This window comes from Phenylobacterium immobile (ATCC 35973) (assembly GCF_001375595.1).
GTDB classification, from domain to species: Bacteria; Pseudomonadota; Alphaproteobacteria; order Caulobacterales; family Caulobacteraceae; genus Phenylobacterium; species Phenylobacterium immobile.
The window spans coordinates 468052-483650 of the sequence record NZ_CVJQ01000001.1; the positions used below are offsets into that span (position 1 = coordinate 468052).

Consider the following 15599-nt stretch of genomic DNA (forward strand, 5'->3'; position numbering starts at 1 on the left):
CGGCGCTTGAACCGGCGAGGCTGCGGCTTATCCTAGAAGCGACGTGACGACACCCCTGTTCTCCACCGGCCCTTCCCTGGGCGAGCTCGACAGCCGTGCGCGGGACATCTTCCGCCGTATCGTCGAGGGCTATCTGGAGACGGGCGAGCCCGTCGGCTCACGCACCCTGGCGCGGAGCGGCCTGCACCTGTCGCCGGCTTCGATCCGCAACACCATGCAGGATCTGACTCAGCTGGGCCTGCTCGGCGCGCCGCACGTCAGCGCCGGCCGACTTCCGACACATGCGGGTCTGCGCCTGTTCGTCGACGGCCTGCTCGAGGTGGGCGACATCGCCGCCGAGGACCGCCGCGCCATTGACGCGCGGCTGCAGGCCCACGGCCGCAACTACGAGGACGCCATGAATGAGGCCACCGCGATCCTGTCCGGCCTCGCCGGCGGCGCGGGCGTGGTGGTGACCCCGGTCCGAGAGGCCGGCGTTAAGCACGTGGAGTTCGTAGCCCTGGGCGGCGACCGCATGCTGGCGGTCATGGTCTTCGCCGATGGGTCGGTGGAGAACCGCCTGGTGCGCTTCGCCGCCGGAGTCACGCCGGCTGACCTGCAGGAAGCCTCTAACTTCCTCAACAGCCGCCTGCGCGGCCGCACCCTCAATGAAGCACGGGTCGATCTCGACGCCGAACTGAAGCGGGCGCGGCGCGAACTGGACGAGACCGCCGCGCGGCTGGTCGAGGACGGCATGGCCGCCTGGGGCGGCGGTGAGGCCGATGAGCGCGCCCTGATTGTTCGTGGCCGGGCGAACCTGCTGGACGACGCCGAGGCGGCTCAGGATCTGGAGCGCGTGCGCCTGTTGTTCGACGACCTGGAGCAGAAGGGCCAACTGATCCAATTGCTCGACGGGGTGCGTGACGGCGAGGGCGTGCGCATCTTCATTGGCGCGGAAACCCGTCTCTTTTCGCTTTCGGGTTCCGCTGTGATCGCCGCACCCTATATGACGGGCGGCCAGCGCGTGCTCGGCGCCATCGGCGTGATCGGGCCTGCGCGGTTGAACTACGCCCGGGTCATCCCGTTGGTGGACTACACCGCCCGCGTGCTGAGCCAGGTCTTGGAGTGAGAATTCAGGTTAGCGATGAGTGAAGAACACACCCCTGCCGAAGAAATCGCCGAAATCGAAGACGGCCTGGAGGCCACGGCCGACGAGGTGCTGGCGCTCCGCGCGGAAGTCGCCGCGCTGAAGGAGCAGATCCTCCGCGTCGCCGCCGACGCCGAGAACACCAAGCGGCGCACCGAGCGTGAGGCCAATGACGCCCGCGCCTATGCGATCCAGAAGTTCGCGCGCGACCTGCTGGGCGTCGCGGACAATCTGTCTCGCGCCATGGCCATGCCGCCGACCGTCGAAGACCCCGCCGTGAAGAACTTCATCGTCGGCGTCGAGATGACCGAAAAGGAGCTGTTGTCGGCCTTCGACAAGAACGGCCTGAAGCGCCTCTCGCCGGGCAAGGGCGAGAAGTTCGACCCCCACCAGCACCAGGCGATGATGGAGCAGCCGGCCGACGACGTGGCTCCCGGTTCGGTCATAGCCACCTTGCAGGCAGGCTACGAACTGCTGGGTCGTTTGGTCCGCCCGGCCATGGTCGTTGTCGCCGCCAAGGCCCCGGCTGAGCCGACCGCCCACTGATCGTCCACAGAAGCGTGGCGGGATACGCGACGCGCTCTAGCAAGCCCGGGTTTTTTGGTTAATCTCGGCAGTCCTTTTCAGCCGGGGGATAGGGCGGAAAGGCGTGATTCGCCGCGCCCTTTCGCCAGTCGGGACGCGATATGAAGCTGACGATCGAACGGGCCGCCCTCTTGAAGGCGCTGGGCCATGTGCAGAGCGCCGTAGAGCGTCGCAATACGATTCCGATCTTGTCGAACGTGCTGCTCTCAGCCGAGCGTGAGCGCCTGACGTTTTCGGCGACCGATCTCGACATGGAGATCATCGACGAGGCCTTCGCCCAGGTGGACCAGCCCGGCCAGATCACCGCGCCCGCGCACACCCTCTATGAGATCGTCCGCAAGCTGCCCGAAGGCGCCGATGTCTCTCTGAGCTTCACCGGGGAGGATCCGCGCCTGACGATCCAGGCCGGGCGCTCGCGGTTCAACCTGCCGGTCCTGCCGGCCGGCGACTTCCCTGTGATGTCGTCGGATGGCCTTTCGGGCCGGGTCACCGTCGATGTGACCGACCTTCTGCGCCTCATCGACAAGACCCGCTTCGCCATCTCGGCGGAGGAGACGCGCTATTATCTGAACGGCCTCTACTTGCACACGGTGGTCGAGGACGGCGTGCAGAAGCTGCGCGCCGTGGCCACTGACGGCAGCCGCCTGGCGTTGGCCGAGATGCTAGCGCCCGAAGGCGCGGCGGGCTCGCCGGGGATCATTATCCCCCGCAAGACCATCGCCGAGGCGCGGCGCCTGCTGGATGACGCCGGCGAGAGCGTCGAGCTGCGCATCAGTCCCCAGAAGGTCCGCTTCGAATTCGCCGGCGCCGCGCTGACCTCCAAGGTGATCGACGGCAACTTCCCCGACTATGGCCGGGTGATCCCCCGCGACAACACCCGTATCGTGATGGCTGACGCCAAGCTGCTGGCCCAGGCGATCGACCGCGTCGCCACCATCTCGGCCGAGAAGAGCCGTTCGGTGCGCATGGCCATCGAGTCCGGCAAGTGCGTGCTGACGGTGCGCAACATGGAGGCCGGCCAGGCCGTCGAGGAGTTGGAGATCGACTACGACGGCGACGCCTTCGAACTGTCGTTCAACGCCCGCTACCTGATGGATATCACCGACCAGATCTCCGGCGAGACCATCGAGATGCGTTTCGGCGGGCCGAACGATCCGGCCCTGGTGCTGGACCCAGCCGACGCTGACGTCCGCTATATCCTGATGCCGCTCCGGGTCTGATCCTTCATGCTCGACGTTGTTGAGTTCACGCGGACGCTGATCCGGCGGCCGTCGGTGACGCCTGCCGACGAGGGCGCGATGGACCTTGTCGAGGCTGAACTGGCGCGCGCCGGCTTCGTCTGCCGGCGCATGAAGTACGGCGTCATCGAGAACCTCTATGCGCGCTACGGGACCGAGGGGCCGAACCTCTGCTTCGCCGGCCATACCGATGTCGTGCCGGTGGGCGACCTCTCAGACTGGCGGGTCGATCCGTTCGCCGCAGCGATCGAGGATGGGGTTCTGGTGGCCCGCGGCGCGTGCGACATGAAGAGCGCAATCGCCGCCTTTGTGACGTCGGCCGTGGCCGCCGTGGAAGCTGGCGAGATCACCGGCTCCATCTCGCTGCTGATCACCGGCGACGAGGAAGGCCCCTCGGTCGACGGGACCAAGAAGGTGGTGGAGGCTCTGATCGCCGAAGGCGAACGGGTCGATCACTGCGTCGTCGGCGAGCCGACCTCGGCGGAGACCTTCGGCGACATGATCAAGATAGGTCGGCGCGGCTCGATCAACGCCGAGATCCTGGTCGAGGGCAGGCAGGGCCACGTCGCCTATCCCGACAAGGCGGCGAACCCCCTGCCGATCCTGGTGGACATTCTCGGCCGGCTGACGGCGCGCAAGCTCGACGACGGGTTCCTGGGGTTCCAGCCTTCGAACCTTGAGATCACCACGATCGACACGGGCAACACCGCGACCAACGTCATTCCCGCGCGGGCGAAGGGTCGGATCAACATTCGCTTCAACCCCGGCCATACCGGCCAATCGCTGGCCGAGTGGATTGCTTCTGAGGCCGCGGCGGCGGGCGCGGGGTTCTCCGGAACGGTCACGGTGACGCCGACCATCAGCGGCGAGGCGTTCCTCACGGCGCCAGGCGACTTCACCGCCCTGGTCGCCGGGGCCTTCAAGGCTGTGTCCGGCCGTGACGCGGAGCTTTCGACCTCCGGCGGCACCTCGGATGCGCGCTTCATCCGCTCGCTCTGTCCGGTGGTGGAGCTGGGCCTGGTGGGCAAGACCCTGCATGCGGTGAACGAACAGGCTCCGGTCGCCGAGATCCGCGCGCTGGAGCAGGTCTACCGCACGATCATCCAGCGGTATTACGTGGCGTTCGCCTAAACGATCGTCATCACCGGGCTTGTCCCGGTGACCCATGATCTCCGCGCCGAAAGAAGAAGGCGCGAGCGTCGCCGCCGCGCCTTCCTGGCAATCTTCAATGTTCACGGGTTGCCGGAACAAGTCCGGCAATGACGTCTGGTGTGATGGCCTAAGCGTCGATCAGGTTCCTGGCTTCCGCCGCCGCCCGCATCGACTTCTGCAGCTTTTCAAAGGCCCGCACCTCGATTTGGCGGACGCGCTCGCGGCTGACGCCGTATTGCGAGGCGAGCTCTTCCAGAGTGGTTGGGTCGTCCTTCAGGCGGCGCTCGGTCAGGATGTGCTTCTCCCGATCCGTCAGCTCAGTCATCGCCGCTTCCAGTAGGGTGCGGCGTAGGTCCGTCTCCTGGTTATCGGCGACCACAGTCTCCTGGCTCGGCGTCTTGTCATCGACCAGCCAATCTTGCCATTCGCTCTCGGAATCGGCGCGCATCGGCGAGTTCAGCGAAGAGTCGCCGCCCGAAAGCCGACGGTTCATCGAAATGACCTCGTCGTTCTGCACGCCTAGCTTGGTGGCGATGAACTCGACCTGGTCGGGGCGCAGGTCGCCCTCCTGCAAGGCCGAGATTTCGGACTTGGCCTTCCGCAGGTTGAAGAACAGCTTCTTCTGGGCGGCGGTCGTGCCCATCTTAACGAGGCTCCACGAGCGCAGGATGTACTCCTGGATCGAGGCGCGGATCCACCACATGGCGTAGGTCGCCAGGCGGAAGCCTCGATCGGGATCGAACTTCTTTACGGCCTGCATCAGGCCGACGTTGCCTTCGGAGATCACCTCGCCGATCGGCAAGCCGTAGCCGCGATAGCCCATGGCGATCTTGGCCACGAGACGCAGGTGGCTGGTGACCAGCTTGTGGGCGGATTCGGAGTCTTCATGTTCCTGCCACGCCTTGGCGAACATGAACTCCTGGTCCTTGGTCAGCATCGGAAACTTACGGATTTCAGATAGATACCGGCTCAGACCGCCTTCCGGCGTCATCACGGCAAGCGCGTTCGCGGCCATGGTTTACCCCTTCAAATTCCCGGATGCATCGAGCCGTCGCGAGCCCCCTCGCGTGGCCTCCGCCCCCCACAACTGACCAGATGGGTATTCAGTTGCGATTGCGAAAGGCCACGGTGGAGCTGGGTGGCGGGCTCAATATCCGACTGCCATTGTCGGGATTTATGGACTTCGAGTGCGGTGCCATCAAGGCCGGGTTTCTTATAAGGCTTCCAGAAGGACTATGAGCTCAGCCATGTCGGCGGGTGGTTCGGCTTCGAACCTCATGGGCTCCCAAGTCACCGGGTGAACGAAGCCCAGCACGCGGGCATGCAGCGCCTGACGGGCCAGGCCGGCCGCGGTCATGGCCGCCCTGACCGGTTCGGCCGGCGGGCCAGACCCGTAGGTCTGGTCCCCCAGGCAGGGGGTTCCCTTCGACGCCAGGTGTACGCGGATCTGATGGGTCCGGCCGGTTTCGAGCGTCAGCGCCACCTGGGCGGCTGTGGGCCGGGCCTCGGGGCCGAACTGGCGCTCTACAGCATAATGGGTGATGGCGTGCCGACCGCCGGTCTTCACCATCGCCATCTTCTTTCGGTCGCTGGCCGACCGGGCGATCGCGCCCTCGATTACGCCGCGGGCCGGATGCGGCGCGCCTCGGGTCAGGGCCATGTAAGCGCGGTCGATGTCGTGGGCGGCGAACAGCTTCGACAGCCCCTGGTGGGCGGCGTCGGTCTTGGCGACGACCAGCACGCCCGAGGTGTCCTTGTCGATCCGGTGGACGATCCCGGGCCGCGCCACGCCGCCGACGCCGGAGAGACTGGATCCGCAGTGGTGAAGCAAGGCGTTGACCAGGGTGCCGGAGGTGCTGCCCGGGGCGGGGTGAACGGCCATGCCTGCGGGCTTGTTCACGACGATCAGGAACTCGTCCTCGAACAGGACGTCGAGTGCGATGGGCTCCGATAAGGGTTCCGCCGGCGCCGGCGGCGGCACGGTGATCCGGTAGTCGCCCGCCGCCGCCTTGGCCGAAGGATCGGTCAGCACCGCCTCACCCAAGCCGACCTTGCCCTCGGCGATCAGCGCCTGGATGCGCGCGCGCGAGAGCGCCTCGGTCAGGCCGGCCAAGGTCTTGTCCAGGCGTCCGCCGGCGTCCCCGGCCCCAACCGCAATGGTCAGAAACTCGCCGGCGTCGTCCTCTTCGATATCGGGACCTTCAGAGGCCATTCTTCTCGGTGGCTTCTTCCTCGTGGCCCGTGATGGAGCCTGCCTTGAACAGATACTCGCGCAGCTGCGCGTCGGTCTCCTCATCGTTGCGGCGGATCCACTCCAGCACCATGGCCGCGTGTTCGAGCTCCTCCCTGGCGTTGTGCAGCAGGATGGCCTTGAGGCTCGGATCGTCGCAGTCGTCGGCGCGCTGGCGGTACCAGTCGACGGCCTCGAACTCCTCCATCAGCGAGGTGATCGCGTAGTGCATGTTCAAAGTCTTGGCGCTCAGCTTCTCGCGCGGAACGTGCAGGGTCTCACTGGCCATCAAAAATCTCCCACTCTGGCGTTCGCAGCATAACGCAAGGTCAAGCTCTTGGGCCTCAGGCCCGTTCGATCAAGGCGCCATTCTCCACCACGCGGTAGAAGCAGGATCGCGCGCCCGTGTGGCAGGCGCCGCCGTCGCCCTGCGGCAGCACCTTGATCCAGACGCAGTCCTGGTCGCAGTCGATCCGCGTCTCGACGACCCGCTGGATCTGGCCGCTGGTCTCGCCCTTGCGCCAAAGCTCACCCCGCGAGCGACTCCAATAGTGGGCCTCGCCCGTGGCCAAGGTCAGCGACAGGGCGTCGGCGTTCATCCAGGCGAACATCAGGATCTCGCCGGTCTCGGCATGGGTGGCGACCGCGGCGATCAGGCCGTTGTCATCGAATTGCGGCGCGATCTCCGCGCCGTGCTCCAGGGCGTATTTGTCGAGGGCGGTAGGATAGGTGGTCATGGACGTCTTATGGCGCCGATAACCCGCGCTGCGCTACCCAGGGCCATGAGTCTGAAGGACCGCATCAAGGCCCGTGTTCTGGCCTTCGACGCCGCCGCTCGGCCGTGGGCCGCGAAGAGCCCTTTGCGCGGCTACGCCTACGAATTCCTGCTGTTCGGCCTGAAGCAGGCGTGGGCTTCTTTGTTCGGCGCGACGATGCTGGCCATGCTTGTCGCAACCAATCTGTTCTGGCCCGCCGACGCGGTCCTCGCCCGCTACGACGCCTTATTCCTCGGCGCCTTCGCGCTGCAGGGCCTGTTGCTGGCGACTCGGCTGGAGCGCTGGGACGAGGCGGCGGTGATCTGTGTCTTTCACCTCGTTGGCACAGCCATGGAGGTCTTCAAAACCGCCCATGGCTCCTGGACCTATCCGGAAGCTGCGATCTTCCGCATCGGCGGCGCGCCGCTGTTCGCCGGCTTCATGTATGCGTCGGTCGGCTCCTATATCGCCCGCGCCTGGCGGCTGATGGACTTACGTTTCATCCGCTATCCGCCGCTCTGGGGGCCGTGGCTGCTGGCGATCCTGGCCTACGCCAACTTCTTCGCCCACCACTACCTTCCCGACATCCGCATCGGTCTCTACGCTCTGTCGGCGGTGCTGTTCGGCCGCGCCTGGTTCGTCTTTACGCCGGGCCGCATCCCACGCCGGATGCCCATGCTCGCAGGCTTCGCCCTTGTCGCGCTGTTCGTCTGGCTCGCCGAGAACATCGCGACGTTCGCCGGGGCCTGGACCTATCCCAGTCAGCGGGCCGGCTGGACCCTCGTCTCGCCGGCCAAACTCGGCGCCTGGTATCTGCTGATGATGCTGAGCTTCGTCCTGGTGACGATCGTCCACAGGCCACGTTCCCCCGGTCAAGGCGCGGCCACGAACCCGCTTAGCTAAGGGGGATGCGCGGCAAGCGGCGTCCTCACTTCCGGTTTGCAAAATCCAGGAAGCGCTGGCGCAGGGTCGGGTCCGTCTTGAAGACACCGGTGAATTGGGTGGTGATGGTCGTGACGTGCCGGTGGTGGACGCCGCGGGTGGTCATGCACTGGTGGGCCGCGTCGATCAGCACGGCGACGCCGGCGGGGCGCAGGCTGTCGGTTATGGCGTCGGCGATCTGCTGGGTCATGGTTTCCTGCGTCTGCAGGCGCCGGGCGAAGATCTCGACGACCTTGGCCAGCTTGGAGATGCCGACCACGCGGTTCGTCGGCATATAGGCGACGTAGGCCTTGCCCAGGAACGGCGCCATGTGGTGCTCGCAGTGGCTCTCCACCTCGATGTCGCGCAACATCACGATGTCGTCGTAGCCCTGGACGTCCTCGAAGGTGCGCGACAGTTCCTTGGCCGGATCGGCGCGATAGCCCTCGAACCAATCCCCATAGGCGTCCACCACGCGCTTGGGCGTATCCAGCACGCCTTCGCGGCGCGGGTCGTCGCCGGCCCAGGCGATCAGGGTGCGGACCGCTTCCATCGCTTCTTCGCGGGTCGGCCGGCGCACGGCGTCCAGGTCGAGGCTGGCGTGGGGGGCGGGTGCCCGGGCGGGAGCGTCCATAGGAGTTCCGATCTAGCAAAGTCTATCTGGCAGGGTCTTACGGGCGCCGTGGCTTCCCCCGTGGGCGGCCTGTATATGGGGCCAATGGCCTCCCCGGCAACTCCATGACAGATCCCGGCTCGATGAAACTTACACTGTACGATACGATGGCCCGCTCAAAGCGGCCCTTCAATCCGACGAATCCGGACCGCGTGACGCTCTACGTCTGCGGGCCGACGGTCTACAACTACGCCCACATCGGCAATTTCCGCCCGGTCGTGGTGTTCGACCTGCTGTTCCGCTTGCTGCGGCGGCTGTATGGACCCGACGCAGTGATCTACGCCGCCAACGTCACCGACGTCGATGACAAGATCAACAGGAAGGCCGCCGAAGAGGGTGTCGAGATCGGCGTCGTAGCCGACCGCTTTCTCGCCGCCTATAACGCCGACGCAAAGGCGCTCGGCGCCCTCAGCCCGACCTTCCAACCCCGCGTGACCGAGACCATGGACGCCATCGTCGCCATGATCGGAGACCTCGTCGACCGCGGCGCGGCCTATGCGGCTGAGGGCCATGTGCTCTTCGACACCCAGGCCTTCCCGGACTACGGCAAGCTGTCGGGCCGGCCGCTGGACGACATGATCGCGGGCGCCCGGGTCGATGTCGCACCTTACAAGCGCCATCCCGCCGACTTCGTCCTGTGGAAGCCCTCCAAGCCGGACGAACCGCTCTGGGACAGTCCCTGGGGCCAAGGACGACCGGGCTGGCACATCGAATGCACCGCGATGATCGAGAAGATCCTCGGCCTGCCCATCGACATCCATGGGGGCGGGATCGACCTGGTCTTCCCGCACCATGAGAACGAGTTGGCCCAGGGTGTCTGCGCCGGCCACGGGCACGGCGAGTACGCCGGGGTCTGGATGCACAATGGCTTCCTCAACATGGGCGAAGAGAAGATGTCCAAGAGCGTCGGCAACGTCGCGCTCGCCCATGATCTTCTGAAGTCCCACCCGGGCGAAGCGCTGCGCTGGGCGCTGCTCTCAGGGCATTACCGCCAACCCCTGGAGTGGACGGGATCGGTGCTCGACCAGGCGCGCAGCGCGCTCGACCGACTCTACCGCGTGCTCGATGACGCCAACCGCATCCTGGCCGACAAGGTGGTCCGCGAGGAGGACGATCTCGGCCCGGTGGGTGAAGCCCTGCTTGACGACCTCAATTCCCCCGGCGCCTTCGCCGCGTTGTTCCAACTGGCCGACGCCCTGCGCGCTGCGTTGATGTCCAAGGACCGCGACGCCGCTCTCGACGCCCGAGACTGCCTGCTGACCGGCGGCCGGCTGATGGGCTTTCTGGAGGCCGACCCGCAGGCCTGGTTCCAGATGGGCGCCGACGATGGCTTCAAGGCCAGGGTCGAGGCTCTGTTGGCCGACCGCGCCGCCGCGCGCGCCGCCAAGGACTGGGCCGCCGCCGATCGCATCCGCGACGAGCTGGCCGCGTTGAATGTCGAGGTGATGGACGCCGCTTCCGGCGCGTCCTGGCGGATCAAGGAGCAGGCCTGACATGCCGATCAGTCCGACCCCCCAGCTTAAGGCCGGAATCTTCGGGTCTCGCGGCGTCGCCGCCCAGCCCGGCGGGGGCCTGAAGAAGCCGCCGGCGCCAGTCGGCCCGAAGGGCGTCCGGCTGGAATCGCGCGTCGGCATCCAGGCGCCGGCCGAGACCATCTGGAACCTGATCTACGACACCGCGACCTGGCCGCAATGGAACCCGTTCTTTCTCCGCGCCGACGGCCAGATCCGCCTGGGCGGTGCGCTCAACATCGACCTGGCGCTGCCCAACGGCGGAACCAAGCGGATCGATGGGACGGTGCTGGAATGGGTCCCGCGCGAGCAGCTGCACTGGCGGGTCTCCAGCAATCGCGGTCTCGTGCGCACGATTCACTATGTCGAAATCGACAGCCTGGCCGAGGTCGGCTGCATCGTCGCCGTCGGGGCGATCATTGGCGGCTTTCTGGGCAAGACGGCGGCCAGCCAGACCGGCGGGTTCTACAAGCAGGGCTTCGCGGCGATGAACGAGGCGCTGAAAATCCGCGCTGAGGCGGACTGGGCCAAGCCGCAGGGTGATTGATCCCCGCGCGGTCGCGCGAGCGTCTGCTGACGAAGGGACCGCCGCGCTGTCACAGCACGAAGTCGCTTGAATGGAAGTTGATCTTGAAGCCGTCGATACGGACGCTCATGTCGTCGCCGTTGGTCCCGGTGTAAACGGTCATGAACCGTTCCCTCATCTCTCACCCACTGAGGGCCAAACCGCCCGGCGCGCGGCGATGTTCCGGGGCCAGTCGGCCTAGGGCGCAGGCGGGGCTTCCAGACTCGTGACTTCGAACCCGACGAGGGCGGCGTTCCCGAAGGTCTGGGCGATCGGCACGTCGACGGCGTCGCGGCCGCGGGCGATCAAGACGCGGGCCATGCGCGGCATGTTGTTGCGCGCATCGAAGGTGCGCCATTCGCCGCCCAGGTAAACCTCGAACCAAGCGCTGAAATCCATGACGCCGACGACCGGGACGCCAATGTCGCCGAGGTAGCCGGTGCAGTAACGCGCCGGGATATTCATGCTCCGGCAGAAGGCGATGGCCAGGTGGGCGTAGTCCCGGCAGACGCCGGTGGCCTCGACCCAGACGTCGTGGGCTGTCTTGTCCGGACGCGCGTTGGCGTAGTTGAAGACGATGTGATTGTGCACGTAGTCGCAGATCGCCTGAACCCGCGCCCAGCCTGGCGGCGTGGCCTGGAACAGCGACCAGGCGATCGCGCTCAGCCGGTCGGTTTCGCAATAGCGGCTGCCCAGGAGGTAGAGGATCGCCTCGTCGGGCAGGTCCTCCACCGCATGCTGCGCGGCCTCGGGAACGTAGGGGTCGATCAGCCCGCTGTCGCGGATCACGAAGTCCGTCGCCAGGGTGATGCGCCCGGCCGGTGCGGTCAGGCGGCTGCAGATGTTTCCGTAGCTGTCGGCGTACTGACGCACGGCCACCTGCGGGTCCGTGCGCAGCGTGTCGGGATTTTCCAGGTCGTCCCGGCGCGACGGGTGGACGCTCAACATCAAGAGGATCGGGGTCGGCGCGGGCAGCTCATAGGTGATTGCAAAGCCGGTCTGCAGCCGCACCTAGAACTCCGTCGTCTGTTGCAGTTCGGCGGCCTGGGTCAGGCGCGCTTCACCCAGTGTCTCATCCGCCTCGGCCAAGGCCAGCCAGCGCGCGGCCGCGGCCTCATGCTTCTCGCGGACGTGGTCCAGGGTGCTCGCCTCGGCCAGCTCCGTCGACAAGGCCGCCAGCCGGCGGCATTCGATGGCCCGCGCCGTTCGCTTCTCCGCGGCGATCATTGGCCGCCACCCAGCGGGTTGGGCGCCCGCACGTCGGCCTTGCGGCCATGCAGTCGTTCCAGCGACTGCTGCAGCCTTGAAGACTCCGCCGTCAGGGCCAGGACCTCGTCCTGCAGTTGGGCGTTGCGCGCCTTCAAATAGGCGTTCTCGCGCAACAGAGCCTGGTCCGCCGGGGCGATCACGGCCGCGACCAGCCAAGGAGCTTGAACAGCGGCGGCAGCGACAGCGCGACCAGCACGCAAAGCGCGGACGCAAACACCAGGATGATCATGGAAGGTCTCAAGGACGCCACATCGGGCAGGTTCGACCGCTTCGGTGGCGGCACGCGCCCGATGGCGCTTGTCGTTAGATGGGGATCGCGAGGCGCTATTGCCAGAGGCGTGCCGCCGATGGCCCAAAGTGACGATGGCGAAGCCTAGGTCAGCTGCGCTAGCCTCCCGCCCAACGCGCCGGATCCATCAACCATGGCGCTGCCGGGAGGTGTTTCGTGTCGCTCGATCCTCACATCGCAGATCGCTACGTCGAGGTCGCCGGGCGCAAGATCCGCTACATCGAGAAGGGCGAGGGCAGAGCGTTGGTCTGCCTGCACGGCGTGGGGTTTTCCCTCTCCGCCGATATGTGGCTACCGCATCTGGACGCGTTCGCGGCGATTTCCCGGGTCATCTGCCTGGACATCCCCGGCTGGGGGCTGTCCGATCCCTTGCCTGAGCCCACCTTCCAGGCCTGGGCAGATACGCTCAAAGGCTTCGCCGACGCCCTGGGCATCACAGAGATGGATGTGTTCGGCTACTCGGTCGGCGGCTGGATCGCCTGCCTGACGGCGCGCGACCATCCTGGCCTTGTTCGTCGCCTGGTCCTTCTCGACGCGCCGGGCATGAATATCGAGGCCCCGAACTTCATCGCCAATTTCAAGCCGCCGAGCCGCGAGCACCTGAAGGAGGACATGGAGATGCACGCCGGCGACGCCGCCTGCCTCTACGCCACCGACGCCCAGGTCGACGCCATGATGGCGCGCTTGTCACGTCCCGGCGCCGAGGACGCCTATCGCGCGGCCGCGGGCGAGGTGGCCAATCCGGAGTCGCGCAGGGCCAACGCGCTGCATAGCGTCTTCCCGGTCCTGACGATGCCGATCCTGATCGCCCAGATGGACAACGCCGGCGCCGTCCTCATTCGCTATATGTTCGAGGCCTATCAGCTCGCGCCGAACGGCCGGATGCTGATCTACTTTGGCGGGACGCGACGGTTCGTGCATGGCGTCCGGCCTGTGGCGGAGGCGACGGCGATCGAGTTCTTCACCGCCGAAAGCGTGCCGCCTGCGCCGCGCAAATAGCATCGCAGAATGGGCGCGGGGCGTCGCCGGGAACATGCTAGGTTGAGAGCGTCCTAGGTGCGGAGCCTCTGCGCTGGACCTGGCCGGAAAGGCCTTCCCATGAAAACCCAACCCTCGACCGCGCCGAGCCGGCGCGACCTCCATGATGCGCGCTCCACCGGCGCGCCGCGGCCCCAGACCCGCAAGGTGTTGCTGAACGATCGGCGCAGCACGCGCTGAACTGAGCGCTAAGGTGGCGGTCCTGGCGGGTGCGCGAAGGCCAGCGGGGCGATTGCGGCCCCGGGGGTGTCACGCGTGACGGCCTGATAGAGCGCCGGACCCAGAGGGCTGAACGTCAGCGCTTCGATCGCGGCGATCAAGGCCAGCGTCACGCCGACGCCAACGGTCCAGGCGGGATGCACACGCCCGGTCCGCCGCAGATCGGCGGCCATGCCTGCGATGGGAAAGAGCAGGCAAACCGCGGCCGTCGCTTCCCAGGCCCAGGGGATCAGGAGGGGCATGGGCAGCAGCCGTCCGAAGCCGGGGCCGAGGAGCAGCGCCATGCCGCTGAAATGCAACCGGCGGTGCCAGTCTGTCCGCCGCCGCATGACGATCGCCGCCGCCGTCAGGCCGGCGAAGGTGAAGAGCGACAGCGGGTTGAAAATCAGGAACTGCGCCGGCCGGAAGAAGAATGGCGCTCGGCCGACGCGCACCGACATCACGGTGATGGCGACGCCGAGGACGATCATCGGCACGATCCAGGCGGCGGCCAGCCAGCCAAGCTTGCGGTGCAGATCGATCCGCCCGGTGGCCGCGAGCGTCGTCTGCAGCAGGTAGATCGCCACCCAGCCCATGAAGACGACGGCGTGAGCGTGCACGAGCGGCGGGGCCCCGAAGCTCGACCGGCCCATGCCCAGTTGCAGCGAAAATCCCGCGATGGTCACCGCGGTCATGGCGAGCGCGCCGCCTAGGAAAAAGCCGTCATCCCGCCCCGCGGGCTGCGGAAACCGATCCGCGATGGCCACCATGTCGTGCTCCCCCGCACCTGCGTCCTAGGCCTATGGTAACGCCGGGCGTCGCCGGAAGGCCAGAGCGTAAAGCGCGGCGATCGAGCCGGCCAGCGACAGGGTCATGACGAGCGCCATTGGCTTTGCCGACCCGTCGTACAGCATGCCGGTGAGGGTCCCCGCCGCAGCCCCCGCGCCGAACGAAAATGCGCCGAGCAGGGCGGAGGTCGAGCCTGATCTTACGGAGTCGACGCTCAGGGCGCCCGCCGTCGTGTTGCCCTGCATTAGCCCGTAGCTGGTGATGGTGCAGAACAAGAGGGCGAATACGCCCCCGCGGCCGCCAATGCCGGTGAAGGTCGCAAGCGTCAGCAGCACGCCGAACGCCAGAGAGACAAGGCCCAGGCGGGCGAGCAGGAAGTCGGGCGTCCAGCGGCGCAGCAGGTAGCGGTTCACCTGCCCGCCCAGCAGCAAGCCCACGCCGTTCAGGCCGAACATCCAGCCGAACATCGCCGGCGACATGCCATAGACGTCGATGATCACCAGGGGGGCTGCGGCCACATAGGAGAAAATGCAGGCGCCGTTCAGCGCGCCGGCCAGGCAGTAACCGACCACTCGGCGCTGTCGCAACAAGGCGGCGAAGGCGCGGAAAGGCCCCTCGCGCCTCGCCTGCGCCAGGGTCTCCGCGGACCGGGATTCGCTGAGCCAGAAAAAGGCCGCGAGCCACGTCCCCAGGCCGAAGATCAAGAGCGTCCAGAAGGTCGCTCGCCAACCTAGCCAGGTGGCGATCAGCCCGCCCAGCACCGGCGCCACGATCGGCCCCATGCCAGAGATCAGCTGCATCAGCGACAACATCCGCGCTGTCTCGGTATGGTTGAAGTGGTCGCGCACTGCGGCGCGGGCGATGACCATGCCGGCGCAGCCGCCCAGCGCCTGGATGAAACGCGCCGCCATCAGCGCCTCGATGGTCGGGGCAAGCGCGCACACGACAGAGGCCAGGGTGTAGATTGCGATGCCGGCCAGGATCGGGACGCGCCGTCCGAACCGGTCGGAAGCCGGCCCATAGATCATCTGTCCGATCGCCATGCCGGCGACGAACACGGCCACGGTGGATTCCACCTGGCCAGGCCGGCTGTGGAGCGCGCGCGCGATCTCCGGCAACGCCGGAAGGTACAGGTCGATCGACATGGTGCCGAAGGCGGTCAGGGACCCGAGCAGGATGACCAGCTTCCATGGGGTCGGCGCGACGGGCTCCGGCGCCGGGGCGGCTGGCGGATGGGTCATGAGAGGCTCGACCTTCGGA

Annotated in this window: 18 protein-coding genes; 8 read left to right on the forward strand and 10 right to left on the reverse strand. The window is 66.9% G+C overall.

Annotated features, from left to right (window positions below; translation table 11 throughout):
- Nucleotides 1-43 precede the first annotated feature (43 nt).
- The 4 genes from hrcA (at nt 44) to dapE (ending at nt 4080) form a co-directional block, all read left to right on the forward strand.
- Nucleotides 44-1108, forward strand: coding sequence for a heat-inducible transcriptional repressor HrcA (gene hrcA / locus BN1313_RS02295; protein ID WP_091736018.1), 1065 nt, complete (start codon nt 44-46; stop codon nt 1106-1108).
- 15 nt (nt 1109-1123) lie between these two features.
- Nucleotides 1124-1672 carry a nucleotide exchange factor GrpE gene (gene grpE, locus BN1313_RS02300; RefSeq protein WP_091736021.1) on the forward strand — a complete coding sequence of 183 codons (549 nt, stop codon included), beginning with the start codon at nt 1124-1126 and terminating at the stop codon, nt 1670-1672.
- A gap of 140 nt (nt 1673-1812) precedes the next feature.
- Nucleotides 1813-2931, forward strand: coding sequence for a DNA polymerase III subunit beta (gene dnaN, locus BN1313_RS02305; protein ID WP_091736024.1), 1119 nt, complete (start codon nt 1813-1815; stop codon nt 2929-2931).
- A gap of 6 nt (nt 2932-2937) precedes the next feature.
- The gene (dapE, locus tag BN1313_RS02310; RefSeq protein ID WP_091736027.1) at nt 2938-4080 is read left to right on the forward strand and encodes a succinyl-diaminopimelate desuccinylase; all 1143 of its coding nucleotides are present in this window, start codon (nt 2938-2940) and stop codon (nt 4078-4080) included.
- 148 nt (nt 4081-4228) lie between these two features.
- Here dapE and rpoH read toward each other — a convergent pair whose 3' ends face one another.
- The 4 genes from rpoH to hisI form a co-directional block, all read right to left on the reverse strand.
- Nucleotides 4229-5116 carry an RNA polymerase sigma factor RpoH gene (gene rpoH, locus BN1313_RS02315; RefSeq protein WP_091736030.1) on the reverse strand — a complete coding sequence of 296 codons (888 nt, stop codon included), beginning with the start codon at nt 5114-5116 and terminating at the stop codon, nt 4229-4231.
- 198 nt (nt 5117-5314) lie between these two features.
- Nucleotides 5315-6313: an RluA family pseudouridine synthase gene (locus BN1313_RS02320; protein ID WP_091736032.1), complete on the reverse strand. Its 999-nt coding sequence runs from the start codon at nt 6311-6313 to the stop codon at nt 5315-5317.
- A complete protein-coding gene (locus BN1313_RS02325) occupies nt 6303-6620 on the reverse strand; it encodes a ferritin family protein (protein ID WP_091736035.1) in 318 nt (105 codons plus the stop codon). The genes BN1313_RS02320 and BN1313_RS02325 overlap by 11 nt, the downstream gene beginning before the upstream one ends.
- 55 nt (nt 6621-6675) lie before the next feature.
- The gene (gene hisI, locus BN1313_RS02330; RefSeq protein ID WP_091736038.1) at nt 6676-7068 is read right to left on the reverse strand and encodes a phosphoribosyl-AMP cyclohydrolase; all 393 of its coding nucleotides are present in this window, start codon (nt 7066-7068) and stop codon (nt 6676-6678) included.
- Between the two features lie 45 nt (nt 7069-7113).
- Here hisI and BN1313_RS02335 point away from each other — a divergent pair, with 45 nt between their 5' ends.
- A complete protein-coding gene (locus tag BN1313_RS02335) occupies nt 7114-7989 on the forward strand; it encodes a DUF817 domain-containing protein (protein WP_091736041.1) in 876 nt (291 codons plus the stop codon).
- 25 nt (nt 7990-8014) lie between these two features.
- Here BN1313_RS02335 and folE read toward each other — a convergent pair whose 3' ends face one another.
- Nucleotides 8015-8641 carry a GTP cyclohydrolase I FolE gene (gene folE / locus BN1313_RS02340; RefSeq protein ID WP_091736044.1) on the reverse strand — a complete coding sequence of 209 codons (627 nt, stop codon included), beginning with the start codon at nt 8639-8641 and terminating at the stop codon, nt 8015-8017.
- 122 nt (nt 8642-8763) lie between these two features.
- Here folE and cysS point away from each other — a divergent pair, with 122 nt between their 5' ends.
- Nucleotides 8764-10173, forward strand: a complete 1410-nt coding sequence (gene cysS, locus BN1313_RS02345; protein ID WP_091742155.1) for a cysteine--tRNA ligase — start codon at nt 8764-8766, stop codon at nt 10171-10173.
- 1 nt (nt 10174) lies between these two features.
- A complete protein-coding gene (locus tag BN1313_RS02350; protein ID WP_245620063.1) occupies nt 10175-10738 on the forward strand; it encodes an SRPBCC domain-containing protein in 564 nt (187 codons plus the stop codon).
- Nucleotides 10739-10954: 216 nt separating this feature from the next.
- Here BN1313_RS02350 and BN1313_RS02355 read toward each other — a convergent pair whose 3' ends face one another.
- Genes BN1313_RS02355 through BN1313_RS02365 form a run of 3 tightly spaced genes read right to left on the reverse strand, consistent with a single transcriptional unit; the run spans nt 10955 to nt 12165 of the window.
- Nucleotides 10955-11767 (reverse strand): transglutaminase-like domain-containing protein, encoded by an 813-nt coding sequence (locus tag BN1313_RS02355; RefSeq protein WP_091736047.1) that lies wholly within the window; start codon nt 11765-11767, stop codon nt 10955-10957.
- Nucleotides 11768-11983 carry a hypothetical protein gene (locus BN1313_RS02360; RefSeq protein WP_091736050.1) on the reverse strand — a complete coding sequence of 72 codons (216 nt, stop codon included), beginning with the start codon at nt 11981-11983 and terminating at the stop codon, nt 11768-11770.
- Nucleotides 11980-12165, reverse strand: coding sequence for a hypothetical protein (locus tag BN1313_RS02365; RefSeq protein ID WP_091736053.1), 186 nt, complete (start codon nt 12163-12165; stop codon nt 11980-11982). The genes BN1313_RS02360 and BN1313_RS02365 overlap by 4 nt, the downstream gene beginning before the upstream one ends.
- 305 nt (nt 12166-12470) lie before the next feature.
- On the opposite strand from BN1313_RS02365, the gene BN1313_RS02370 reads away from it, so the two are divergent.
- On the forward strand, nt 12471-13313 hold the full coding sequence (locus BN1313_RS02370) for an alpha/beta fold hydrolase (RefSeq protein WP_091736056.1): 843 nt from the start codon (nt 12471-12473) through the stop codon (nt 13311-13313).
- Nucleotides 13314-13540: 227 nt separating this feature from the next.
- On the opposite strand, the gene BN1313_RS02375 is transcribed toward BN1313_RS02370, so the two are convergent.
- Nucleotides 13541-14320, reverse strand: a complete 780-nt coding sequence (locus BN1313_RS02375) for a hypothetical protein (protein WP_091736059.1) — start codon at nt 14318-14320, stop codon at nt 13541-13543.
- 30 nt (nt 14321-14350) lie between these two features.
- Nucleotides 14351-15580 carry a multidrug effflux MFS transporter gene (locus tag BN1313_RS02380; protein ID WP_091742163.1) on the reverse strand — a complete coding sequence of 410 codons (1230 nt, stop codon included), beginning with the start codon at nt 15578-15580 and terminating at the stop codon, nt 14351-14353.
- Between the last annotated feature and the right edge of the window lie 19 nt (nt 15581-15599).

Coding starts and splice junctions, on each gene's coding strand:
- hisI (WP_091736038.1), bottom strand. CDS start 7,068: ATGACCACCTATCCTACCGCCCTCGACAAATACGCCCTGGAGCACGGC.
- BN1313_RS02325 (WP_091736035.1), bottom strand. CDS start 6,620: ATGGCCAGTGAGACCCTGCACGTTCCGCGCGAGAAGCTGAGCGCCAAG.
- BN1313_RS02360 (WP_091736050.1), bottom strand. CDS start 11,983: ATGATCGCCGCGGAGAAGCGAACGGCGCGGGCCATCGAATGCCGCCGG.
- folE (WP_091736044.1), bottom strand. CDS start 8,641: ATGGACGCTCCCGCCCGGGCACCCGCCCCCCACGCCAGCCTCGACCTG.
- dapE (WP_091736027.1), top strand. CDS start 2,938: ATGCTCGACGTTGTTGAGTTCACGCGGACGCTGATCCGGCGGCCGTCG.
- BN1313_RS02380 (WP_091742163.1), bottom strand. CDS start 15,580: ATGACCCATCCGCCAGCCGCCCCGGCGCCGGAGCCCGTCGCGCCGACC.
- grpE (WP_091736021.1), top strand. CDS start 1,124: ATGAGTGAAGAACACACCCCTGCCGAAGAAATCGCCGAAATCGAAGAC.
- BN1313_RS02320 (WP_091736032.1), bottom strand. CDS start 6,313: ATGGCCTCTGAAGGTCCCGATATCGAAGAGGACGACGCCGGCGAGTTT.
- BN1313_RS02335 (WP_091736041.1), top strand. CDS start 7,114: ATGAGTCTGAAGGACCGCATCAAGGCCCGTGTTCTGGCCTTCGACGCC.
- BN1313_RS02350 (WP_245620063.1), top strand. CDS start 10,175: ATGCCGATCAGTCCGACCCCCCAGCTTAAGGCCGGAATCTTCGGGTCT.
- BN1313_RS02375 (WP_091736059.1), bottom strand. CDS start 14,320: ATGGTGGCCATCGCGGATCGGTTTCCGCAGCCCGCGGGGCGGGATGAC.
- dnaN (WP_091736024.1), top strand. CDS start 1,813: ATGAAGCTGACGATCGAACGGGCCGCCCTCTTGAAGGCGCTGGGCCAT.
- cysS (WP_091742155.1), top strand. CDS start 8,764: ATGAAACTTACACTGTACGATACGATGGCCCGCTCAAAGCGGCCCTTC.
- rpoH (WP_091736030.1), bottom strand. CDS start 5,116: ATGGCCGCGAACGCGCTTGCCGTGATGACGCCGGAAGGCGGTCTGAGC.